We start from the raw sequence: 23,176 nt of genomic DNA, 5'->3' as shown, positions 1-23,176 counted from the left end.
CTTGTGGAGAATCTATGGCTGATTCGGATTCTGTCGCCACGCCGACCTGGATAGAAACAAACGTTCCGCAGCGGATGGATCGTTTGCCCTGGAGCAGATGGCACTGGTTGGTAGTTATTGGCTTAGGTGTAACGTGGATACTTGATGGGCTGCAAGTGACGCTGGCAGGAGCTATTGGAGCAGTTTTGCAGAAGCCTCAGGCATTGGGGCTGACAGCAGTTGAAGTCGGTATGAGCGCTTCCTGTTATCTTTCAGGTGCTGTGCTTGGTGCTCTTGTTTTTGGTTATGCCACAGACAGATTTGGTCGAAAGAAGCTGTTCTATATAACGCTTTCTGTTTATCTTGCTGCTGCTGCGTTGACTGCTTTCGCCTGGAATTTTTACAGTTACGCTGCTTTTATGTGGCTGGCAGGTTCTGGAATTGGTGGCGAATACGCCGCTATCAACTCTGCAATTGATGAGTTGATTCCGGCCAGAGTCAGAGGGCAGGTTGATTTGATCATCAACTCTACATATTGGTTGGGTGCCATGCTTGGTGCCGGGGCAACAGTGATTCTGCTGGACGATAAAATCATTCCGACCTGGCTGGGGTGGAGAGTTTCGTACGCTATCGGTGCCGTTCTTGGTTTGGGTGTTCTGTTGATCCGGCACTGGGTGCCCGAGAGTCCGCGCTGGCTCATGGTGCATGGGCGTAATGAAGAGGCCGAGGCGATCGTTTCAGCAATCGAGCAGCAGGTCACCGCAGGCGGTGCGGCACTGGCGGAGATCGAGGAGAAGCCTTTACGCATTGCAATTCACACAGGTACACCCTGGAAACAGATTTTCAAGACTTTGCTGGTTGATCAGCGTAAGCGAACTTTTCTAGGATTAGTATTGATGAGTTCGCAGGCGTTTTTCTATAACGCGATATTTTTTACTTACGCTCTGGTTTTGAATAAGTTTTACAATGTTCCGGCTGAGACAGTCAGTTGGTACATTCTTCCTTTTGCGCTAGGCAATCTGCTTGGACCGATATTACTCGGGCACTTTTTCGATGCCGTCGGCCGGAAACCGATGATCATTTTTACTTACGGTGCCTCTGGGTTGCTTCTTGCGATCAGTGCCGTTTTATTTCAGTTCGACCTTTTATCATCAATTACGCAATCGGTCGCCTGGGTCGCTATATTTTTCATCGCATCGTCTGCAGCCAGTGCCGCATACTTGACCGTGAGCGAGTTGTTTCCGCTTGAGATGAGAGCTCTGGCAATTGCCATATTTTATGCGGCAGGAACGCTTGTCGGTGGAGTTTTTGCGCCGTCTATTTTTGCAAGTTTAATTGCCACTGGTTCGCGCTACACTCTATCGCTTGGCTATTACTCCGGAGCTGCTTTGATGATGTTCGCTGCTATAACCGAGCATTTCTTCGGTGTTGCTGCGGAGCGCCAATCGCTAGAATCGATTTCACCCCCGCTTTCCAGCCAGGAATAGTTTGCCACGCTGCCAGTGAGACAACCATATTCCGGATCGGTCCATTTGCTGGCAGCCTGGCTGCCATATTTATCATTGACCTGGTCCTGCCGGCTGTACTGTTGCGGGTAGGCTGACGGTGAATACTGTCCCGGTTTCTTCGTTCGGCGCGCACCAGATTTTGCCGCTGTGGGCTTCTACGATTTGCCGACAAAGATACAGACCGAGTCCCATTCCATAATCGTAGGAGCGACCTGGACGTCCCTGGTAGAAGCGCAAGAATAATTTCTGCAGGTCTTGAGGTTCGATTCCAGGACCTTCGTCGGCAACGTGTAAGGTTACGTGGTCAGCTTCAGTTCTCAGGTTGATTTCCACTCTTCCGTCGATTGGTGAGAATTTTATGGCGTTCTCAATCAGATTCTGCACTACTCTCGAGATGGATAGTGAATCTGCTAAAACCACGGCATTATGAGCATTGTTTACTACGTGCGTGACGATGCGTTTGTCTTCCATGAGATGTCGTACGGAGCGTAGATAGTGATTCACGACTGCCAGCAGATCGGTCTTTTCGAGGTGCAGTTGTTGGAGATCTCTTTCGTATTTATAAACTTCGTAGAGACTTTGAACTAGTGCGAGAAGACTCTCGTTACTGTCTTTAATCTGGTAGAGAAGGCTTCTTTGTTCCTCAATCGATATGCCTGTGTTTCCGCCGGCAATCAAATCGATCAGTCTGTTGGCACCAAGAAGAGGATTCTTCAGATCATGCGTCAAGGTGAGCATAAAGTCTTCGCGCAGCTCTAACAGCTGCAATCGCTCCAACTCTCCCATGCGAGTGCTGTTTCTTTCGATTGCAAAGCTGATTGCACGCGATAAACTGCAGGCGCTTATGGAGTTTTTACACAGAAAGTCTTCGGCGCCGGCTCTTAATATGTTCAGCGCTAGAGTGTGGTCTTTTGTGTTTCCCAGCACTATTAGCGGTGCTTTTGTAACAGCCCGGATAGCTTCAACGGACCTGAGCTGATGGCTGTCAGGCAAGTCCATATCCAGCAATAGAAGATCGAATCTTTCGTTTGCCAGAGCTTTTTCTGCAGCTGCGAAGGTATCAACTTCGGCGATCTCAGCTTTCTCGCCAATCGCTTCCTTCAGCATCGCCCTGATGATTCGCATTCCTGCCGTTGGATTTTCTCCAAGCAGAATAGATATATTTTGATTTTGTAGACGTGTTTCTTCCATGAGGTCCCCCAGAGAATCTCGTTCAGGTAGAAGGCGTGTTAAAGGTATGAGTTCTCAGTTCGAACTCTGTTTATCGGTCATTCCCTCGATATTTCAGTTATAGAACACCGGGTTGGCAAACGTTTGGCAGAATTTGAGCGGTGCGTATATTGCCTGAAGCCCATGAATAAACGGTTAAACTCGGCTGTTTAATCCGAATTCTGAGCGGCCGGCTGGGTATAAAACCGATGGAATCACGGTTAAGGTTCCAGAGGTTGTGGGATGTTGCAAGGTCGAAAAAACGCCGTTGCTTTGCTAGCAGTGTTTCTTCCCGGTGTTCTTTCCGTCGCTTCGGCGTCGAGTCTGGCAGCATCGCAGCCGGTTCGGACGCCCGAATCGCAGGCGGCGAGTAAAGGGGCAGCGGTTGCGCCGACAATTGTTCCTGCAGCCGCGCAGGTCGAGGCTGCGATTTCTGATACAACGCGGCCCGTACGTGATAAGTGGGCTGTTGTAGTAGGCTTGACGCAGTTTGCTAATGCCAAGATTCCGAAGCTGCGTTACGCCACAGAAGATGCAAAAGCGTTTTATCAATACCTGACGACTGAAGCTAATTTTTCACCTGACCATGTTCGCTTGTTGCTTAATGAAAAGGCGACTCAACGTCGCGTGCGTTCCGAATTGGGCAACAAGTTGTTGACTCGCATGGTTAAGCCTGACGATCTCGTGGTGATTTATATCTCCAGTCACGGAAGTCCATCACAAATGGATGCAATTGAGCACAAAAACTATGTCGTCACTTACGATTCAGATCCTGACGACCTGTATTCGACCAGTATAGATATGCAAGAAATTCTTGGCATTATCAAACATCGGGTCGCTTCAGATCGTGTTCTTTTGATTTTGGACGCCTGTCATAGTGGTGGTGTCGATCCCAACGCGAAAGGCATGATGCGCGCCGGAAACTTCGATGCCAGCTCTCTGGCGGAAGGTTCAGGCAAGATGGTCATTTGTTCGAGCGAGCCCGAAGAGCAATCATGGGAGTCGAAACGTTACTCCAATGGCGTTTTTACGAAACACCTTTTGGAGGGTCTGAGAGCTAAAGGTACGAATACGCCTTTGACCGATGCTTTTAAACAGGCACAGGAAAAGATTTCTGATGAAGTGAAGCAAGATCATCCCGGTTTAACGCAGACACCTGTTTTGCGCAGCAAGTGGACAGGAAGAGATCTTGTGCTGGGTGTTAAACCCGCGCAGCCTGAGCCGCTTCCTCCTACAGTGTTAGCCGATCTGGAGCCTGATAGTCTCGGGCGTGGCGGCTTGATGGTGCCTGAAAATCAAATTGCCATGGTCAATCCCACAAAAGGAGTTGAATCTTCTGCACCTTCTGCGGAGAAATTGAAAGCGATTGCTGATGCCTGGGATGGCAAATTGAGCCTTGCTTATTTGTGCAAAATTACAAAGGTTCCTGTATACAAAACCGAGAAAGAGATGAAGGATGCGCTTCAAAGTGCCTTTGCCATGAAGGCTGCCAATTTCAACGATCCGCAGTACAAAATTCCCGTAGCCATCATTCGAATGCAGATGGGTAGTATTGGGGCAGCCAATCGCGAATTACAGGAGTTGCTTGTTGACAATCCCGGTTGCTGGCAGGCATACCTCGCGCGTGCGTATTGCTTTCACAAGCTTAATCAGTCAGGCGAAGCGCAAGACTTTTTGCGGCAATCACAGTTTCGGAATCCAACTTTGCCTTCCACAATCGAGTTTGCAGACTGACAGACTGAGTTCAGGCAGTGATTGGAGGAGCAAATCCGATCAGTGGTGCACTTAGATCAGGAAAAACTTTGTGAGCATTGCGATTGTTTAAAAGACCGCTGAGTACTTCTTGCAACACGGCGCGATAATCATACTTTATACGCAGACCACTGGGACCAAGGATGTCTACGTCCTGGTCCGCCACACCTGTCCACTCTCCATAGAATCTACCGCCCTTTACGCCGCCGCCGATGATCATTACGGCCGAGCCCTGTCCGTGATCGGTGCCAAGTGAGCCGTTTTCGTAAGTGCGCCGACCAAATTCAGTCATGACGATGGTGGTGACTCGATTTCGGTATTTGGAGATGTCTCTATCGAAGGCCGCCAGCCCTTTACCTAAGATGTCGATGTTGTTTGCTTGCAGTCCTTCAGAAGACCCTTGCACGAAATGCGTGTCCCATCCGCCGAAGTCTATACAGGCTGCTTGCATTCCCACGTTGGCTTTGATCAATCTTGCTATTTCCTTCATGCCTCTGGAAAATTGATCGTCTCCATATACGGCATCGTATTCTGGTCGGTACTGTCCGTTATGGATTGACTGAACTTTATGCAAGAGCTGAATAGTTTCTTTACCCGGTTCACTAAGAATGCCTATTTCAGATCCGTATAAAGCTGATAGTGAGTCAAGCAGTGAGCGGCTCTCGTCGGGTTTTATTTGCAATTTGATTTCGTCAAGAGAACCGAGAGCACAAACGTTGGGTGCCCCGCTCAATGATTCGCAAATGCTTGTTCCAATTGATACTGCTGACAGTGGCGTCTGATTATTCTTTCCGTGCAGTCTCAGATGTCGGCCAAGCCAACCACCGCCTAGTTTCTTGCCGTATGCTTCGCCATGCTCTACCTGATCTTGCGTGTCGAAGTGAGAACCTGTGGGATTGTCTGAGCCAACTGACTGGATAATCGCCAGTCGCCCGTCTTGATAAATTGGCAAGATTGGTTTCAGTCTGGGATGCACAGCATATAAATCATTCAGCTTTAGCGCTGCATCCCTGTTCGGTTCAGATTTGTGCGGCGGCGGAATGGCTATTGTGGGTCGCTGTTTGTAATAATCCGCATCGGCATAGGGAACGAACATGTTCAGAGTGTCGGCGCCACCTCTGAGAAAGATGCTGACAAGAATCTTGTCGTTTGCGGGCGATGATTTTTCATTGCCAAAAGCAATTGACTTCAGAAATGTTCGTCTGCTTGTTTTAGACATTTAACACCTCTGGAATGCAGGTGATGAAAGGATCAGACCAACCAACTGTGAGAGGTGGGCATTTTTGTCGGCTGTTTTTCCTACGTAATTTTGCAGAACGTCGATTTCGGATTGACTGGCGAGACGTCCGACAAAATGAGGCATCAGGTGTGCAGCTGAGACTTCTTCGGCGGCGTTTGGATAAATAGCGGAAGCCAATTTTTCAAGGGAGACTTCGACAGTGGGAACTTTTTTATTGACCAGGGCGAGGGCGAAATTCCAACGCCAGAGCAGCGTGCCAAGCCAGGGTTTTGGTTCATCTGGATACCCATCCGGAGTGGGGTATTGGAAAGGACCCTGACCCATTCTCGTCAAATACTCGACTAGCTCTGAATGGGCGTACGTGTCAGCGCCGAGACTGCGCAAGCAAGTGACAATGTACTGGAACGGACGCTTGATTTTGCTGCCTGCGGAATTCTTGAATTCAGCAGAAAGGAGTATACAGCGCACCATAGCTTTGATATCGCCCCTGGTGCTCGTAAATATCTGTCCGACCTGATCGACAAGAGATGCAGGTGGATCGTCCGAAACAAATCGCCGCACCAGCTTGCTTGCTATGTGCTTTGCCGTTGACGGATGCGCACAGGCAATTTCAACCAGTCGTTGCAAGTCTTTCTCGCCGCCACCGGCAGCAATTTCTTGTCCCAGTACAACTTTTGCGCCGTCATCATGAAGCTGAGGATCGAAGTATACTTTGCCGCGTTGCCAGCTGTCGTGTATTCTCCAGCCTGTTAAGCACCGTGCTGCTTCAAAGACATCCTTCTGGGTATACCCACCACTCACGCCCAGAGTGTGCAGTTCGAGCAACTCGCGCCCATAATTCTCGTTAGGTATGTCATCTGGTTTTCCCTTCTTGTTTTGATTTCCATCGAGGTAAACGAGCATGGCCGGCGAAATAGCTGATGCTTGAATCAAATCATAGAAATTTCCGAGCGCGTGTTTTCGAATTACCAGGCGGTCGTCGGAACCTTTCATGTAAATGCAATCGCCTTTGTTGACATCTATATTGAGGTGGTCCGTCCAGAATTCAACCATCACCTCATGCAACTGTCGCTTGCTGTATACAGACTGCAAGAGAGCATGTCTTATCAGTTCTTCTTTGATCACGGGCTTTTTGTATTCGAATGTGGTTCCGGGATCGAGGTGAACTGATTCGAACCTGCCGCTGCGTAATCGGCAGGCGCTATCGTCTATTTTCTCCGGGTTCAGTTGCTCTTCAATCCACGCTGTGGTGCCCATCTTCTTGAGTCGGTCAATGTCGCCGGGCCAGGGTCCGTATGCCGCTCTAGAGAGCAAGTGGAATGCCGGGTCTATGTTGTGTGCAGTAGAGACGCCAACATGCGCGGGTATGACTTCTCCCATGTTTTCGGTGACGCTGCTGACCAGATGCTCGCAGCCGGATAGACTGGCTGCCCCTGCGAAAAATGCTGCCGTCTTCAGAATGTTCCTGCGACTGATGTTTGTCGGTGCAGTCAGCGAATCCGCTTCAGGTTCTAATTGATCTTCGCACTTCATTTGGCTTACACCGGTGCCGAGACGGTTCCGCCGAATTGATTGTCACCTGATATCGAAACCTTTTTGTTGTCGTTCTTTGGTTTTTGCCGGTGTGATTTGATCATCGCCCTTGTTGTTGCACCGGCACCGATTATTATTGAAATCGGCAACAATACAAACCAGCCAAGAAAAGGCAAGATATAGGAAAGCTCCAGTACGATACCACCACGTATGGTGGCTTTCCAGGGACATTGCGCATCAGCTGGTGAAGGCAGTCGCTCACCAATAACAGTTGCCAATCCTGCTACACCCGAACCAGCGTAGGTAATAAACAAGCAAATCAAAGCGAGGCTGCTTATGCCGCCTCCAGGTTGAGGCAATTGCCCCAGGAAGATAACGGCGAAAACTGTGGCGATTGTGAGGGGCAGCCCGACGAGAAACGGTTTGAATAGAGTTACCGAGCAATCTGCTTTCGAATAGTCGACCAGGTCTGGCCAGAGTCCCCGACACAACAACCAGAGCGCTGGACAGGCGATCAACATCCCGAGCACGGAAAGAAAAATCGCCATCGTATCTGCCATTAGCATAGGAAAACCTCAGTAGCTTGTGAGTTTTGGGCGGTCTATGGGCTCCTTAACCAGTCTATACTGACAACCGTTTGCTGACGAGACCTGCCCGATTAAAACCTGGATTGCCTTCTATTCGGAGCTTTTCGAGGAGTTCTTCAGTAGACGAGCGCCCAGGTGAGAAGCACTTTTTCTCAGTGCTTCTCCAATGAGTGCCTCAATGAGTGATTTCATCCAGCCGAAAAAAGGACAAAAGCAAAGACTGCCGATCTCGAGACCGGCAGTCTTTCCGTATGAGCTAAGATTCGATCAGGCGCCTTTAGCGATTGTCTGCAAGTCACCTTTAACCGTACCGACTGGCATAAGGTTGTAGGAATCTACGAGTACTTTGAGAACGTTTGGCGTTACAAAAGCAGGTAAATTTGGACCGAGTCTTATGTTCTTAACTCCCAGGGCCAGGAGGGTAAGCAGCACTGCTACGGCTTTTTGCTCGAACCAGGAGATGATCAAAGACAGCGGCAACTCATTGATATCGCATTCAAATGCTGCGGCCAGAGCTGTGGCGATCTGAATTGCTGAATAGGCGTCGTTGCATTGACCGATATCGAGCAACCTGGGTATGCCGTCGATTGCACCGAATTCTTCAAAATTGAAGCGATATTTACCGCATCCCAGAGTCAGGATGACACCATCGGCTGGTACTGACTCGGCAAATTCGGTGAAGTAATTGCGTGAGAATTCGGCGCCGTCGCATCCGCCAATTAAGTAAAAGTGGCTTATTTTTCCGGCTTTGACGAGATCTATGACTTTGCCTGCCACACCTAGAACTGCGGCATGTCCAAAGCCGACCGTTATTTCCTTTTGGGGCTCGTCGGCTTGAAAGCCTTCGGCTGCCAGTGCTGCTTCGATCACTGGTGAGTAGTCATAGTTGTTCACTTTGCGAACACCGTGCCATCCGACTACATCCATGGAGAAAAGGCGATCAATGTATGTCTCAGCCGGTGGCTTGAGGCAGTTAGTGGTCATCACGATGGCACCTGGAAAGGCTTCGAATTCCTTGACTTGATTTTGCCAGGCACCGCCGTAATTGCCGACCAGATGCTTGAAGGCTTTGAGGGTCGGATAGCCATGGGCTGGCAGCACTTCACCGTGGGTGTAGACGTTAATGCCTTTACCTTCTGTTTGCTTGAGGAGCTCATAGAGAGACTTCAGGTCATGGCCGGAGACGAGGATAGCTTTCCCTTTAATGGGTGTTGTGCGCACTGCAGTTGGTTCGGGGTTGCCGAATGTTTGACAATGAGCGTGGTCGAGAAGTTGCATGACAATGTAGTTTGTCTTGCCGGCATCCAGGCAGAGCTGCAATAGTTCTTCGATAGTCTGGTCGGCGCTCGACAAGTAATCGAATGATTTATGCACGAATGCTGGAATTGCATCGTCGCTGTAGCCGAGCAGTTGTGCGTGGTGTGCGTAAGCAGCGAGGCCTTTGACGCCATATGTCAGAAGCTCTTGCAGTGATACTACATCTGGTGACGTGCTCTTGGCTCTTTCAAGAATCCCGATTGCGATGCCGAATTGATTCAGCTCTGCTCCTGATTTCTCTCCGCTCCATTCAGCCGGGCCAACTAGCTTTTCTGGCTCGAGATTTTGAGATTTGCAGGCAGCCAGATAAAGAGATTTGACCTTGGTAAGGGTCGGGGTGAGCTTCTCATTTATATACGAAATATGTTCTGCTTCGTCGAAGTTGACGTTCGTCAGTGTCATGAAGAGCGACTCTAACGTTACTTGATCGACGGATTGATCTTGGATTCCCAGCTTGCGCAGTCTGTGAGCATATTGAGAGATACCTTTGACGATGTAGACCATTACGTCTTGCAGAGTGGCTGTTTCAGGGGTTTTGCCGCAAATACCCATAGAGGTGCAGCCGGTTCCTTGCGCCGTTTGCTCACACTGATAACAAAACATGCTCATTCAACGTTCTCCTTAGGATGTAAACTTGGGTTCTGATTGTTCGCGTTCAGCTTCTAAAGCTCATAAATCGCGCCAGTTCAGACCTCAGGCAATAAATGGACCTTTATGTCTATAATAGGAGTGTTGGCTGAGAAGTATCAATCATCCTTTCGACTGATCTTCTGTTAGAACTAATAGGCACCTAAAAGTAACGGTAAAAAATGATTTCGCAGACAGCCGAATACGCGCTCAGGGCTATGGTTTTTCTTGCCATAAGGGATGCTGCTTCAACCGGGCAGGAGATAGCGAAGGCAACGCAAGTTCCGCCTGGTTATTTGAGTAAGGTTATGCAGCAGTTGGCGAAAGCGAAATTGGTCAACTCCCAGCGAGGAATCGGTGGGGGCTTTGTAATGGCCAAGCAGGCCGATCAAATTTCCATTCTGGATATTGTCAATGCAGTCGATCCAATTGAAAAGTTGACTGTCTGTCCATTGGGCATCGAAGGACATGGAATGAACCTCTGCCCGTTGCATAAAAGACTTTCGGAGGCCACCGCACAGGTTGAAAGTGCTTTTGCAAGGTCGCTTTTGAGCGAGCTGGTGGTGGAATCAAAGAGCCCGCTGTGCAGTGTTCCTCTGACTCCGCGCTGCCAATAAATCCGTTGCGCTGGTTACGAGTCCGCTGCTTTTTACGAATCTGCTGCGCTGGTTACGAATCTGCTGCGCTGGTTACGAATCTGCTGCGCTGGTTACGAATCCGCTGCGCACTTTATAAATGAGGACGCTCGACAGTCTAGTCGGTCCTCAAAAACACATATCTTCAAATGGAGCACATTTTACGTGGGCTGCTGCCGGGCAAAAGAGCGCTCTCTTGAGCTTTTGGCGATTCGCGCCAGAGGAATACTTGCTTAGATTACCGTCCGTTCAGTATCTGAGCGCTCATGCTTGATACATTTACAGAGTTATAACTTTGCAACCGGGCTAGAGACAGCAATTATGGCGAAGATGAAGAACCAGATGAAGCAACAGCAGAAACGAACGAAACGGGTTGGTCCCGAGTCGTCTGCCATGCCGGTCAACACCGCCGAAAGTAACAGCAGGGGAGATCAGCTCAGCACCGCCCTTCTCTTTGGGTTGCTCGTCGTGTCCGTAGTGGTTCTGTCAGGGGGACTCTATTGGGGGATCACCAACTTTCACAGCGCGTTTAGCGCCAAGCCTATCGATTGGCTCCAGTGTGTTGTCAGTGCCATTGTCATTGTCGCTAGTTTCCTGGTTGCGCGCAGTATTGCCTGGATGAGCATGTTTGGTTCGATTGCACTGGCATCGAGAATGGGCGCCTGGAAGATGGTCGAAACTATTGGCAGTAAGGGACCATGGCTGAGAAAGGTTTTGCCCGGTGGCAGCCCGTGGTTGACCACAGCACTCGTCCAGAGTCAGGTCAATCGTGGTCAGTACGAGGCGGCATTAGCAGCGTCTCAAAGTGAGTGGGATTTTTATGTCAACGACGAAAAACAGAAGACAAACTTAGGAACCATCGCTTTTACTGCTGGTCTTGCGCAGCAAGGTCTGGGCAACATCAAAGAATCGCAGATGTGGAACGAACGGGCAATCGAAATTTTGAACAAGTCGCTTGACCAACTTTCGAAGCCACAGAAGGGTTTGGTAGCCAGATTTGCGGCGCCTCAATCGGAGCAGGCACTTGGTCAATTGCGCATGCAACTTGCTGCTGCATATTTCAACAATGCCACCGTTTATTTCAACGCTAATGATTATCGTCGGGCCAAAGAGAATTATAAACAGGCGATTGAAAATGCCAAAAAATCTCCTGATTTCCCGCAACGCAACGAGATGGTCAAATTCGGTCAAGAGCAGTTGGCACGATTGAAGCATTCGTGAGCGCGCACCAGATATGACACCATCGACTTTGACGATTGATGGAAGCAGTCTCTCGCTTGAAGACGTTATCGTTGTCGCGACTCAACCATCGGTGAAAGTGAAACTTTCTGAGCAGTCGGCAGCCAGTCTGCAAAAGACGCGCGATTTCATCGAGTCAAATTGGTTGCGAGACGATGCGCCGTTGATCTATTCGTTCAACACCGGTGTCGGCAATTTAAAGAACACGCGCATTCCGACCAGAGAAGTGTCCAGATTTCAGGCTAATCTTATTCGTTCGCATGCGGCTGGTTGCGGTGAACCGTTCTCACGCGAAGTAGTACGAGCGCTGATGCTTCTGCGAGCAAATGCTTTTGCCTCCAACTTCTCCGGTCCACGAGTAATAGTGATCGAGCGTTTGCTGGCGATGCTCAATTCAGGCATTCATCCAATTGTTTATAGTCAGGGGTCAGTTGGTGCCAGTGGAGATCTGGCACCGCTTGCATATTTGTCAGCAGCTTTGATGGGAGATCCTCATGCTCAGGTCGAGTATGGAGGAAAGATTCTCAGCGCAGATAGGGCATGGATTGAGGCAGGAGCAGAGGCTGATTTCGTTTTTGAAGCGAAGGATGCCGTCGCGTTGATAAACGGTTCAACTGCCAGTTTGGCAGTTATTTGTCTTGCTTTGGCTGAAGCGAAGCAACTGCTGGGATATGCTGATTTGTCGGCGGCAATGTCGATGGAGGCTATTCGCGCAGAGACTGCCGCATTCGATGAGCGTGTTCATAAAGCTCGCCGTCATTATGGTCAGGTCGAATGTGCCAAAAATCTGCGCAGACTTTTGGCTGGCAGCCAACGTTGCACGGAGAAGAGCCGCCAGATCACGATGTCTGGTCCAGATAGGGGCAGTCCAAACAATCAGCCTCCACGAGTACAGGATGTGTACTCTTATCGCTGCACGCCGCAAGTGCATGGACCGGTCTACGATGCACTCAGATATATTGAGCAGATCGTTTGTACTGAAATGAATTCCGCCACGGACAATCCACTGATTTTTCCTGAAGGTGATGGATATGTTGCCATCAGCGGCGGCAACTTCCATGGGCAATATCTGGCTCAGGCAGCTGATCTTCTCGCTATGGTGATGACTGATCTGGGAAGCATTTCGGAGCGCCGTCTGGCTCGCTTGATCGATCCGATCATGGGTCTGGGCGTGCCTGCAAATTTGGCCGGTCGCGATGCTGGTATTAACACTGGATATTCAGTAGTGACATGTTCCATGGCTGCTCTTGTTATGGAAAACCGCACCATGAGCATGCCTGCAAGCGTCGACTCCATTCCTGCAAAAGGAAATGTTGAAGACCACGTGTCGAATAGTACCTGGGCATCTAGAAAAGCATTGCGCATTATTGAGAACGTCAAACAGATTGTCGCGGTCGAACTTCTTCTAGCTAATCAGGCTATAGGTCTTACTCAGGAGGCGCTTGGACATCCTCGACTCGGTGCCTGCACGCAGTCTGCGTATGAATGGATGCAGAGTCGCCTTTCGACTTCCTTTGAAGATGACAGGTATATGCATGACGACATGGTTGAGTGTCGTCGTTGGGTAGAATCGAATCACCTGCTTGAAGTGGCTGGTTAAGCCGTTTTGCACGACTAAATTAACTTTGAAGCCTCTTTTCGTTTTAAATGTAAATGTGAAGCAAACTTGTAACGTTTGCTGACCCTGTGCTGCAGTGGTGTCGCATATGGTGTGTGACCAGGTCCGCCCTACCTTGTTGGAACTCGCTGACGATGCTGTATTTGCTCTCGTCGCAAGCAATTCTCAACACGGTTGTGTTGGTCGTGATATATACAAAAGGATCCCTGCTTCTTGAGATGTGAACCTGGTGTCGCACTTAACAAAGGCTTGCATCTTAATCATTTCTACATATAATCGAAGTTGTGAGGTCGAGCCATTTCCCGAGAGGGCAAAGGGCTGGCCTGATGTCCTTTGGAGAAGAAAGTGTGCACTACGCTGTCACAGTGGGCGGTTTTACTATGAATGCTTTCGAGCAGCTGTATGATTCAGCAGCTATTTCTGTGTACCGTCCATCTGCATGCTGTCTATCTGTATGCTGTCGATCTGCATCCAGTCTATGTTCATGCTGCCTATGTTCATGCTGTCTATGTGGATGTCGTCTATGAAGATGGTCACTGCCATCATTCGCCCCGAGCGATTGCAAGATGTCAAAACAGGATTGTTTCGCGAGGGCATCACGGGGATGTCGTTGAGCACAGTGCTCGGACATGGTGGTGAGCAGGACACGGTAGAGCAATATAGAGGCAGCGCCGTAGTTTTCGAATTCGTCGAAAAAGTAAAAATCGAAATTGCTGTTCCCAATGATTTAGTCGATAAGACTATCGATACAATTTTGCGCTCCGCACAGACTGGTGTGGTCGGCGATGGAAAAATTTTCGTTCAATCAATTGAGCGCGTCGTACGGATTAGAACGGGGGATGAGGACAATCATGCCCTTCTTCCTATTCCGTTGACTTTGCAGACTCAGTCTGTGGACCCTGCTTAAGTGGAGGAATAATGGAAATTTCTACGGGCGACACAGCCTGGATGCTTACTAGCGCTGCCCTTGTCTTTTTGATGAGTCCCGGGTTGGCATTCTTTTACACCGGGTTGGTGAGGCGCAAGAATGCACTGAACACTTTAATGATGACCTGCGTTGCCATTTCAACTGGCGCGCTGATCTGGATGTTACTGGGTTACTCTCTAGCATTTGCACCGGGCAACGCTATTTTGGGTGGTTTGACATTCGCTCTCTTTAACAACGTCGGTAGCACGCCGATAGCATACGCAAGTACTATTCCTGCCCTCGTGTTTGCATTGTTTCAAGGCATGTTTGCTTCGATCACGCCTGCCATCATATCTGGTGCGATCGTCGAGCGCATGAAGTTTACGGCATATTTGCTCTTTCTTTCGTTGTGGTCGCTCATCGTCTATGCGCCCGTGGCACATTGGGTTTGGGGAGAAGGCGGTTGGATCAGAAGTCTGGGCGCGCTCGATTTCGCAGGTGGCACAGTCGTGCATGTAACCGCTGGTATAGCGGCGCTAGTCTGCGCCTGGCTGCTTGGGGCTCGTCACGATCACAGACGTGCTGCACTGGTGCCACATAATGTTCCTTTTGTTCTGCTGGGTTCGGGATTGCTCTGGTTTGGTTGGTTTGGTTTCAATGCCGGCTCGGCCCTCGCCGCCAACGGAATAGCAGCTCTAGCTGCCATAAATACCAATATTGCCGCTGCCGCCGCCATGCTAACCTGGTTGGTCGTTGAAAGCGTGCGCAGCGGTAAACCGACCGCGGTAGGTGCCGCCACCGGGACAGTAGTCGGTTTGGTTGGTATCACGCCGGCCGCAGGTTTTGTTTATCCCTGGGCGGCTCTTCTGATTGGCGTTCTCACAGCCGTTGTTTCATTTGCCGTTTTGCAGTTGCGTTCAAAAACTGCTCTTGACGATACACTCGATGTCTTTGCCTGCCACGGTGTTGGTGGCATGTGTGGCGCACTGTTGACCGGAATTTTTGCCGCTAAGGCGGTGAATCCTGCCGGTGCAGATGGTCTTCTCTACGGTAATGCTCATCTTCTCGTTGTGCAGCTGATGGCTGTGTCTGCAACCGTTGTCTATACGGGCGTATTTTCTGCTCTACTTGTTGCTTTCGTGCGAATGGTTATGCCTATACGCGCCGGGCTGAGAGAGGAGCTAGAGGGGCTTGACCGTCATGCACATGGCGAGGAGGCTTACCACGATGCCAGTGCCATTGGTGCTCTTGGTGGCGCCGTGTTGGTCAGGCTCGATAATGTCAAGGCAACTCCTGAGCGCCTGATCAACCAGTCGTTCTAGTTTGAGAAAAATACTTTCCATGTCAGATTCACATCAGTGTTTTGATCCGTTACTTTCCGAGCGTGATGCTTGTGGCGTTGGTCTTATCTACAGACCGCGTTTCACCCATGAGGTTCTGGAGTCAGCCTTGTCAGCGCTTGCTTGTATGGAGCATCGTGGTGCTTGCGGTGCCGATCGTGACACTGGTGATGGCGCTGGTATTTTGACTGCTATTCCGTGGCAACTACTCGAGTTGGATGGGTACAAAAGTGAGGACGTCGGAGCGGTTGGTGTCGTTTACCTTCCGCCTGGATATGAAGATTCCTGCCGACGTGATACGGAAGCACTGTTTGCAGAGGAAGGTCTCACCATTCTAGGTTGGCGAGATGTGCCCGTCAGGCGCGAAGTGCTTGGTCCACTGGCTCTGTCTACGTGTCCGACAATTTTGCAGGTAATTGTGGGCAAGCTCGAGGCCGCCAGCTCATCTGATTTCGATAGCCGCCTCATGATCGCTCGCAAGCGCTTGATCAATTCTATTCGTCTTAAGGACGGTTGCGATGATTTCTATATCGCCTCCCTTTCACGAAAAACAATCGTCTACAAGGGGATGGTGCGCTCGTCGGTATTGCGCGATTTCTATCTCGATTTACAGAATCCGCTCTACATTTCGAATTTTGCTGTCTTTCATCGCCGATTCAGCACCAACACGTTTCCGCGTTGGGCGCTTGCGCAGCCGTTTCGTATGCTGGGTCACAATGGCGAGATTAACACTTTACTGGGCAATCGTACCTGGATGCGTGCTCGCGAGCCGGTGCTCGAGCATCCCGCATACTTTGGTCGTGAGCAGGATTTACAGCCTGTTATAAGCAATGCCGGCTCCGATTCAGGCAACCTTGATAATGCGCTGGAGATGCTGGTTAATGCCGGACATTCGCCCGAAGCGGCGCTCATGCAGTTGATGCCTGAGGCTTATCGAAATCAGCCGGCCCTCGACGCTTATCCTGAAATCGTAGATTTCTATGATTATCACAGCGCTCTGCAAGAGCCCTGGGATGGTCCGGCGCTAATTGTCTATTCCGATGGAAGAACAGCTGGTGCAATTCTGGATCGAAACGGTCTCAGACCAGCTCGTTACACTATTTTGTCTGATGGTTCCTTTATCCTCAGTTCGGAAACTGGCGTGGTGCCCTTTCAGTCTGAAGCTGTGATTGAGAAGGGGCGACTTGGTCCTGGACAGATGATTGTTGTCGATCTGGATACGGGTGAAATCAAAAAGAACTGGCAGGTCAAGGAAGCGGTCGCCCGGGCACATCCGTACGGCGAATGGATCAAAGCAGAGCGCAAAACTCTTGTTCGGCAGGAGTTCAGTCGTCCGGACCGAGCCATAAAAGCGGAGCAGTTGCTACAAGAGCAGCTCGCTTTTGGCTACGGCAAAGAGGATATATTCAACATTGTTGGTGGCATGGCACAAACCGCTAATGAGCCGATTTTCTCAATGGGAGATGATACACCGGTGGCGGTGCTATCGCGCCAGCCCCGCGTTTTGTTTGATTATTTCAAGCAGCGATTTGCGCAGGTGACTAATCCGCCTATCGATCCTCTGCGTGAGAAGTTGGTGATGTCTCTTGACACGTATCTGGGTCGACGCACCAATCTTCTTCATCCTGTTCAATTTGCCGCTAAGGCTCTACATCTGACCACTCCCATTCTGAATGAGTTGGAATTGGAAAGCTTGGATTCACTTGGTTCGGATTATTCGTGTCGACGCATCTCCTTGCTGTTCGACGTTGACGGTGCAGATCTTGAGGGCGCCATAACGCGAATTTGCTCTGAAGCCGTCGATGCGGTGCGTGATGGAAAGACGATTCTTATACTGAACGATCGTGGAGTCAATGCCAGGCAAGCAGCAATACCATCACTCCTAGCAGTAGGTGCTGTTCACCATCATCTGATACGTGAAGGATTGAGATTGAATTGCTCGCTCATTATTGAGACAGGGCAATGTTGGAGCACTCATCATTTTGCTTGTTTATTGGGTTATGGGGCGCAGGCGATCTGTCCATATCTGGCTCTGGAAACTGTGCGCGACTGGTATTTCAGCGGACCAATTCAAGCTCTGGTGAACGAAGCCAAGTATATTGGTACCGACCAACCTAACATAAAGGTGGCACCGTTTATCGGTTTGTCGGTGCACAAGGCGCAACTCAATTATGTCAAGGCTGCTGAAGAAGGCATTCTCAAAATAATTTCCAAGATGGGCATTTCAGTGCTCATGAGTTACATCGGTGCGCAGATTTTCGAGTGTGTTGGGCTCGGTCCAAAGGTGATCGAGCGTTGTTTCAACGGCACCACATCCAGATTGGGCGGACTGGAATTCGAGGATATCGCGAGGGAATGTTTGCGTTTCCATGAAACGGCTTTTGGTGATAATCCGGCCGTTCAAGATTTCGGAAATATGGTTTATCGCAACGGTGGCGAATATCACGGCAATAATCCCGAACTCGTGCGCGCCTTGCATGCCGGTTTGGGATTGACTAAACGTGCTCGCGATGTCTCGAAGGAAGATAATTTCCGCAAGTACTCAGAGCTTGTTCGGGAGCGCGATCCTTATGCGCTGCGTGATTTGCTCGAGTTCAAGTCAGATAGGCAACCAATCGCTTTGGATGAAGTCGAATCGGTGCAGGAAATTGTGCATCGGTTTTGCACTGGTGGAATGTCGCTAGGTGCTTTGTCTAAAGAGTCGCATGAGGTTCTGGCGATCGCTATGAACCGCTTAGGCGCTATGTCTAATTCAGGTGAGGGTGGTGAGGATCCCAATCGCTATTATCCAATCAAGAATGTACAACCTGATGGTACCAGTCCTGATTTCCCGGGTTTGTTCGCATTGAAAGAAGGCGATCACGCCGCTTCTGCTATTCGTCAGGTTGCTTCGGCTCGGTTCGGTGTTACTCCTGAATACCTTGTCACCTCGAAACAGCTTGAAATTAAGATTGCACAAGGCGCTAAACCTGGTGAAGGTGGGCAATTGCCTGCGCATAAAGTTTCTGAATATATTGGTTGGCTGCGGCGTGCTAAGCCGAATATGTCTCTGATTTCGCCACCACCGCATCATGATATCTATTCAATTGAGGACCTGGCTCAACTGATTTTTGATTTGCGTCAGGTGAATAACAGGGCAAAAATATCGGTGAAGCTGGTTTCGCAAATCGGCATTGGTACAGTTGCTGCCGGGGTTGCTAAAGCAGATGCGGATATTGTCCAGATCTCCGGGCACGATGGTGGCACCGGGGCTTCGCCGCTCGGGTCAATCAAAAATGCTGGTGTTCCATGGGAGCTAGGGCTGGCGGAAACCCATCAGGTTTTGCGTGCTAATCAGCTCAGAGAACGTGTCAGACTGCGTGTTGATGGCGGTTTGAGAAGCGGATGGGAAGTGGTGACTGCTGCCATGCTGGGCGCCGATGAATTCGGATTTGGCTCAATTGCTTTGATTGCCGAGGGGTGCATCATGGCTCGCGTCTGTCATACCAATAACTGTCCGGTCGGTATAACCAGTCAAAAGGAATCGCTGCGTAAAAAATTCCCTGGAACTCCTGAACCGGTTGTTGAGTTTTTCCTTTTCATAGCCGAAGAAGTGCGCATGACTCTGGCGCAACTGGGCTACAAATCTATCGCTGAGGTGGTAGGACGCACTGATTTACTGCAGCCTCGCGACGCTTCCTCTCTGGGCAAGAAAGCTGTGCTTGACCTTGATTGCTTACTCAGGCATGCCACTGCCAGTCAGTTGGAGCAGTCTCGCTCCGCCAATTCAGTCGATTCTGTCAATTCTGTTGGTGTCTTGACGCTTAATGACTGCATACTGGGCGATGAGGATGTTAAGAATGCCATAGAAAATCAACAGAGAGCCGGTAAGAGCTATCCGATAATCAACACTGATCGGACTGTTGGAGCCCGAATCTCTGGCGAAATTGCGCGTCGCTGGGGTAATGATGGATTTCAGGGTTCAATCGATCTGAAATTTACGGGAGCTGCCGGGCAGAGTTTTGGTGCATTCAATGTACGCAACGTTTGCCTGGAACTGACTGGCGAAGCTAATGACTATGTCGGAAAAGGGATGAACGGTGGCCTAATCACCATTAAGCCTTCTCCTGGTGTGCAATACAATTCCTGGCAAAATGTGCTGGTCGGCAACACTTGCTTGTATGGTGCTACTGGCGGTGCATTGTATGTAGCCGGCCAGGCTGGTGAGAGATTTGCTGTTCGAAACTCAGGTGCCACGGCGGTTGTCGAAGGTGCAGGCGACCACTGCTGTGAGTATATGACTGGTGGCACCGTAGTTATATTGGGTCCGATTGGTCGTAATTTCGCAGCTGGCATGACCGGCGGATTGGCTTATGTGTTGGATGAACAGGAGTCGGTAGAAGCACTTCTCAATGCGGATGAAGGAAAGCGTATCCAGCGTCTGACTTCAGCGGCTGCAGCATCGTTGAAGCGTCTTCTTGAGGAACACCTGTCGTTTACAGGAAGTTTGAGGGCGAAGATGATTTTGGAGAACTGGGCTGCTTACCTGGCGCAGTTCTGGCAAGTGGTGCCACTGGCTGAACTGCAGCATCCGGATGCTCTGCCGGAACTGCAACATCCGGATGCTCTGCCCGAACTGGAATCTAACCAGTCTACTGATTCGTTGGATGTTTCAATATTTGCGACGATGCCGACTTTTCACAATGATTGATAGGCAGACGGACGGACAGACTGACGGACAGATGGATGGACAGACTGACGGACAGACGGATGGACAGACTGACGGACAGCCGGATGGACAGACGGATGGACAGATAGATGGACAGACAGACATAAGCGAAGCTCGTCGTGTGCGCTGATGAGGTTTTCGAGCTTTGTTGGGATTCTTAACTGAAAGGTTCATTGACAACGGTTTTTTCGTCCTGTTCAACCGTGCTATTCTGGTCACCGTTTCTAGCTCGACTATGTGGACTCAAGCAGCCGCTGAGTAACACTTTCCAGCGCCTTCGCCACACGAAACTAGATTAAGGAGGGTTGTTATGAAGATTGTGAATATCGGATATTTGTTTCTCGTGTCTGGACTTGTGGGAGGGTTGTGCGTCAATGATGCGTTGGCGCAGATTGGGGGTGCCGCTTCTTCCAGTTCCTCCAGTTCATCAACTACAACCGAAGCGACAATAAAAGGCTATGCGTTCAAGTACAAGCAGCGCTTCGACAACTATGCCGGTCAAATAGATATGGGTGTGACAAAAGGTTGGCTCACGACTGCTCAGGCAGAGACCTTTCGAACACGACTTTCCGAGTTGCGCTCGGTTGAAGCGTCTGCGGGTCGGGCAGGATATCCGGATGCCGAGATAGCCAAACTCGATAAATTAACTACGAAATTCAATGAAGATTTGAGCAGTTCATCACAGAAAACAGGTGCTACCGCAAGTGGTGCTGCTGCTGGTCCTGACGGTGCTGCCGGTGTTGCCGGTGCTGCCGGTGGTGCAAGCAGTGCTGATCAAAAGAGTGCTGCAAAGACCGGGAATACTAAGGTCGTCAATTCCAAGTCAACAACTAAATCGACGACGAAAAAGACTAAGTAAATGGCAGAATCCTCAGTTCTTGTAGCCGGGGACTTTTCTTGATATTTGGCGGCAATCAGTTAGAACAGGAGTAGATTCGATGGTGAACAATGTTGGTAGTGGGGCTAACGCCATGCAAAGCTCTCAAAGAATGTCTGCGCCACAGGGACGTTCTCCACTCAATTACATTTTTGCCTCCGACCAGCTTAGAGGTCGAGACATCATCGGTATAGAACAGTTGTCGAAAGAAGAGTTGCTGTTGGTGTTGCAGGTTGCTCACGATTTGAAGTCGAATAAGTTTGACGGTACGCAAACGCAATTTGCCAAAGGTCAGACCCTGGCTATGCTTTTCGAGAAGCCGTCACTGCGTACGCGAGTCACTTTCGAAGCCGGCATGACTCAACTCGGTGGTAATGCCATCTATCTTGAAGGTCAGCTCGGATTGCGTGAATCGGTTCCAGATGTAGCGAAGAATTTAGATCGTTGGTTGGACGGGATAATGGCTCGCACGTTCGATCATGATACGGTCTTGCAGTTGGCCGCGCATGCAAACATTCCGGTGATTAATGGTTTAAGCGATCGGGAGCATCCGTGCCAGGCCTTTGCTGATTTCCTTACGATCCAGGAGCATAAAGGCAAATTGGAGGGATTGAAGCTTGCCTTCGTGGGTGATGGCAATAATGTCGTCAATTCCCTGATGTTGTTCGCTGCAAAAATAGGCATGCACTTCTCGATCGCTTGTCCCGTTGGGTATGAACCTATAAAAGAGCTGTGGGAACTGACTCTGTCGATCGCCAGCGGGACGGGGTCGAAAATTGTGCTTACAAACGATCCCGCAGATGCAGTAAGAGATGCTGATGCAGTTTACACGGACACCTGGGTCTCAATGGGGCAGGAGGATGAGACAGAGAAACGTCTCAAAGATTTCGATGGATTTCAGGTTAACGCAGGTTTGATGGCAAAGGCAAAGCCCGATGCTATTGCCATGCATTGTTTACCAGCGCACCGTGGACATGAGATTACTGACGAGATTCTGGATGGTCCCCAGTCTGTCGTTTTCGACGAAGCTGAAAATAGATTGCACGCTCAGAAAGCTGTGATTGCACTGACGTTATAGGCTGCAAGCGGCCAACTTGATGATCACAGATGTGGGTGTATGGCATTTGTTCACAACATCATCTTGCGATCATCGCCCTATGGCATTTGTTCACAACATCATTTTGAGATCATCGCCTTTTGATTGAGCTGTTCGTTTTTGGTGATCAGCTCCAATGCAGGGTCAGCCAGGAATCTTACCGGTAAAATTGGATCGAAAATAGTTGTGCCTACTCCGAGCAGTCCAGTTCCATATTGATTAATGGGGACTGCCATTCGTTGGTAAAGTTCCACGCAGGCACCAATGCAGGTCCATCGATTGTCGGCGACACGTCCCATGAACGTTCCAAACCAGTCGTATCCACTGGCATGGAATGTTCGACGTAACTTTGCTTTCCATTCTTCGGGAATTGGCAGAATGGCAATTCTTTTTGATACGCGAATGTTTTCTTCAGCAGCCCATTGCTTATCCAGTGCCACCATTGATTCAGCAATCTCGGTAGCCTTTGCGGCTTGTGTTTCCGACCATGGTTGTTTTAGATGAAGCGCTACGTAATGTCCTTTGTAAGCTGGTCCTGTCAGATCTTCGAGGGGATGAAAGCAAGTTCCTTTGTCCATGTAAGAACTAAACAGCATCTTTTCCCCGTTCGGCATTTTCAACACCATCTCGGCATGCCCCACACTTTCATGCAATTCTTTCGCTATATTTCCGCTCGTGAGTATAAGGTCCCCTGGCTTCAATAGGTCTGCAGGTGGGTTGACCCAGGTGTTTAGGGGAACAGGACCATAACCTTGCTTCTTGAATTTGGCTTTGTTCCTGCGATAGAGCGTCCAGAGCCATACCCAAAACGCCATTTCTGTTATCGCAATTGCGTGGACGATGGGATGGTAGGCGTGTGCCATAAGTGCCATTATTCCCAGCACTAAACCCAGTACCACCGGCAATTGTAATTCGATGCGTGATAACACATCAAAATAGGTTTGCAATAAATGATCTACTTTGATGCGAGTAAGTATGAGCCAACCTGCGCTGAGCACTACGCA

16 protein-coding genes are annotated in these 23,176 nt (G+C 49.8%); 10 read left to right on the top strand and 6 right to left on the bottom strand.

What is annotated here, in order from left to right; all coding sequences use genetic code 11:
* Nucleotides 1–14 precede the first annotated feature (14 nt).
* Nucleotides 15–1,466: an MFS transporter gene (locus EKK48_25305; GenBank protein RTL36559.1), complete on the top strand. Its 1,452-nt coding sequence runs from the start codon at nucleotides 15–17 to the stop codon at nucleotides 1,464–1,466.
* A 72-nt stretch (nucleotides 1,467–1,538) separates the two neighbouring features.
* On the opposite strand, the gene EKK48_25300 is transcribed toward EKK48_25305, so the two are convergent.
* The gene (locus tag EKK48_25300) at nucleotides 1,539–2,678 is read right to left on the bottom strand and encodes a HAMP domain-containing histidine kinase (GenBank protein ID RTL36558.1); all 1,140 of its coding nucleotides are present in this window, start codon (nucleotides 2,676–2,678) and stop codon (nucleotides 1,539–1,541) included.
* Between the two features lie 261 nt (nucleotides 2,679–2,939).
* Here EKK48_25300 and EKK48_25295 point away from each other — a divergent pair, with 261 nt between their 5' ends.
* The gene (locus tag EKK48_25295) at nucleotides 2,940–4,430 is read left to right on the top strand and encodes a caspase family protein (GenBank protein ID RTL36557.1); all 1,491 of its coding nucleotides are present in this window, start codon (nucleotides 2,940–2,942) and stop codon (nucleotides 4,428–4,430) included.
* Between the two features lie 10 nt (nucleotides 4,431–4,440).
* On the opposite strand, the gene EKK48_25290 is transcribed toward EKK48_25295, so the two are convergent.
* The 4 genes from EKK48_25290 to EKK48_25275 all read right to left on the bottom strand — a co-directional run bounded on the left by EKK48_25290 (nucleotide 4,441) and on the right by EKK48_25275 (nucleotide 9,728).
* A complete protein-coding gene (locus EKK48_25290) occupies nucleotides 4,441–5,667 on the bottom strand; it encodes a DUF1501 domain-containing protein (GenBank protein ID RTL36556.1) in 1,227 nt (408 codons plus the stop codon).
* Nucleotides 5,668–7,221 (bottom strand): DUF1800 domain-containing protein, encoded by a 1,554-nt coding sequence (locus EKK48_25285; GenBank protein ID RTL36555.1) that lies wholly within the window; start codon nucleotides 7,219–7,221, stop codon nucleotides 5,668–5,670. It lies immediately after the preceding gene.
* Nucleotides 7,222–7,226: 5 nt separating this feature from the next.
* Entirely contained in the window at nucleotides 7,227–7,787 is a 561-nt protein-coding gene (locus EKK48_25280) for a hypothetical protein (protein RTL36554.1), read from the bottom strand.
* 288 nt (nucleotides 7,788–8,075) lie between these two features.
* Nucleotides 8,076–9,728, bottom strand: a complete 1,653-nt coding sequence (locus EKK48_25275) for a hydroxylamine reductase (protein ID RTL36785.1) — start codon at nucleotides 9,726–9,728, stop codon at nucleotides 8,076–8,078.
* A gap of 206 nt (nucleotides 9,729–9,934) precedes the next feature.
* Between EKK48_25275 and EKK48_25270 the strand changes: the two genes are divergently transcribed.
* From EKK48_25270 to argF, 8 genes are all read left to right on the top strand, one after another.
* Nucleotides 9,935–10,369 (top strand): Rrf2 family transcriptional regulator, encoded by a 435-nt coding sequence (locus tag EKK48_25270; protein ID RTL36553.1) that lies wholly within the window; start codon nucleotides 9,935–9,937, stop codon nucleotides 10,367–10,369.
* A gap of 339 nt (nucleotides 10,370–10,708) precedes the next feature.
* Entirely contained in the window at nucleotides 10,709–11,608 is a 900-nt protein-coding gene (locus EKK48_25265; protein ID RTL36552.1) for a hypothetical protein, read from the top strand.
* A 13-nt stretch (nucleotides 11,609–11,621) separates the two neighbouring features.
* On the top strand, nucleotides 11,622–13,226 hold the full coding sequence (locus EKK48_25260; protein RTL36551.1) for an aromatic amino acid lyase: 1,605 nt from the start codon (nucleotides 11,622–11,624) through the stop codon (nucleotides 13,224–13,226).
* A gap of 541 nt (nucleotides 13,227–13,767) precedes the next feature.
* Nucleotides 13,768–14,151 carry a P-II family nitrogen regulator gene (locus EKK48_25255; protein ID RTL36550.1) on the top strand — a complete coding sequence of 128 codons (384 nt, stop codon included), beginning with the start codon at nucleotides 13,768–13,770 and terminating at the stop codon, nucleotides 14,149–14,151.
* 11 nt (nucleotides 14,152–14,162) lie between these two features.
* The gene (locus tag EKK48_25250; protein ID RTL36549.1) at nucleotides 14,163–15,473 is read left to right on the top strand and encodes an ammonium transporter; all 1,311 of its coding nucleotides are present in this window, start codon (nucleotides 14,163–14,165) and stop codon (nucleotides 15,471–15,473) included.
* A 19-nt stretch (nucleotides 15,474–15,492) separates the two neighbouring features.
* Nucleotides 15,493–20,181, top strand: a complete 4,689-nt coding sequence (locus EKK48_25245; protein ID RTL36548.1) for a glutamate synthase large subunit — start codon at nucleotides 15,493–15,495, stop codon at nucleotides 20,179–20,181.
* Between the two features lie 328 nt (nucleotides 20,182–20,509).
* Nucleotides 20,510–21,058, top strand: coding sequence for a hypothetical protein (locus tag EKK48_25240; GenBank protein RTL36547.1), 549 nt, complete (start codon nucleotides 20,510–20,512; stop codon nucleotides 21,056–21,058).
* Between the two features lie 130 nt (nucleotides 21,059–21,188).
* Nucleotides 21,189–22,154, top strand: coding sequence for an ornithine carbamoyltransferase (gene argF, locus EKK48_25235; GenBank protein RTL36784.1), 966 nt, complete (start codon nucleotides 21,189–21,191; stop codon nucleotides 22,152–22,154).
* 98 nt (nucleotides 22,155–22,252) lie between these two features.
* Here the strand turns inward: argF and EKK48_25230 are convergent, their stop codons facing one another.
* Nucleotides 22,253–23,170, bottom strand: a complete 918-nt coding sequence (locus EKK48_25230) for a hypothetical protein (protein ID RTL36546.1) — start codon at nucleotides 23,168–23,170, stop codon at nucleotides 22,253–22,255.
* Nucleotides 23,171–23,176: the final 6 nt, after the last annotated feature.

This window comes from Candidatus Melainabacteria bacterium, from assembly GCA_003963305.1.
In the GTDB taxonomy this organism is placed as follows: domain Bacteria; phylum Cyanobacteriota; class Vampirovibrionia; order Obscuribacterales; family Obscuribacteraceae; genus PALSA-1081.
Note: the sequence above shows the minus strand (reverse complement) of the source record. Positions and strands in the feature narration are given on the sequence as shown.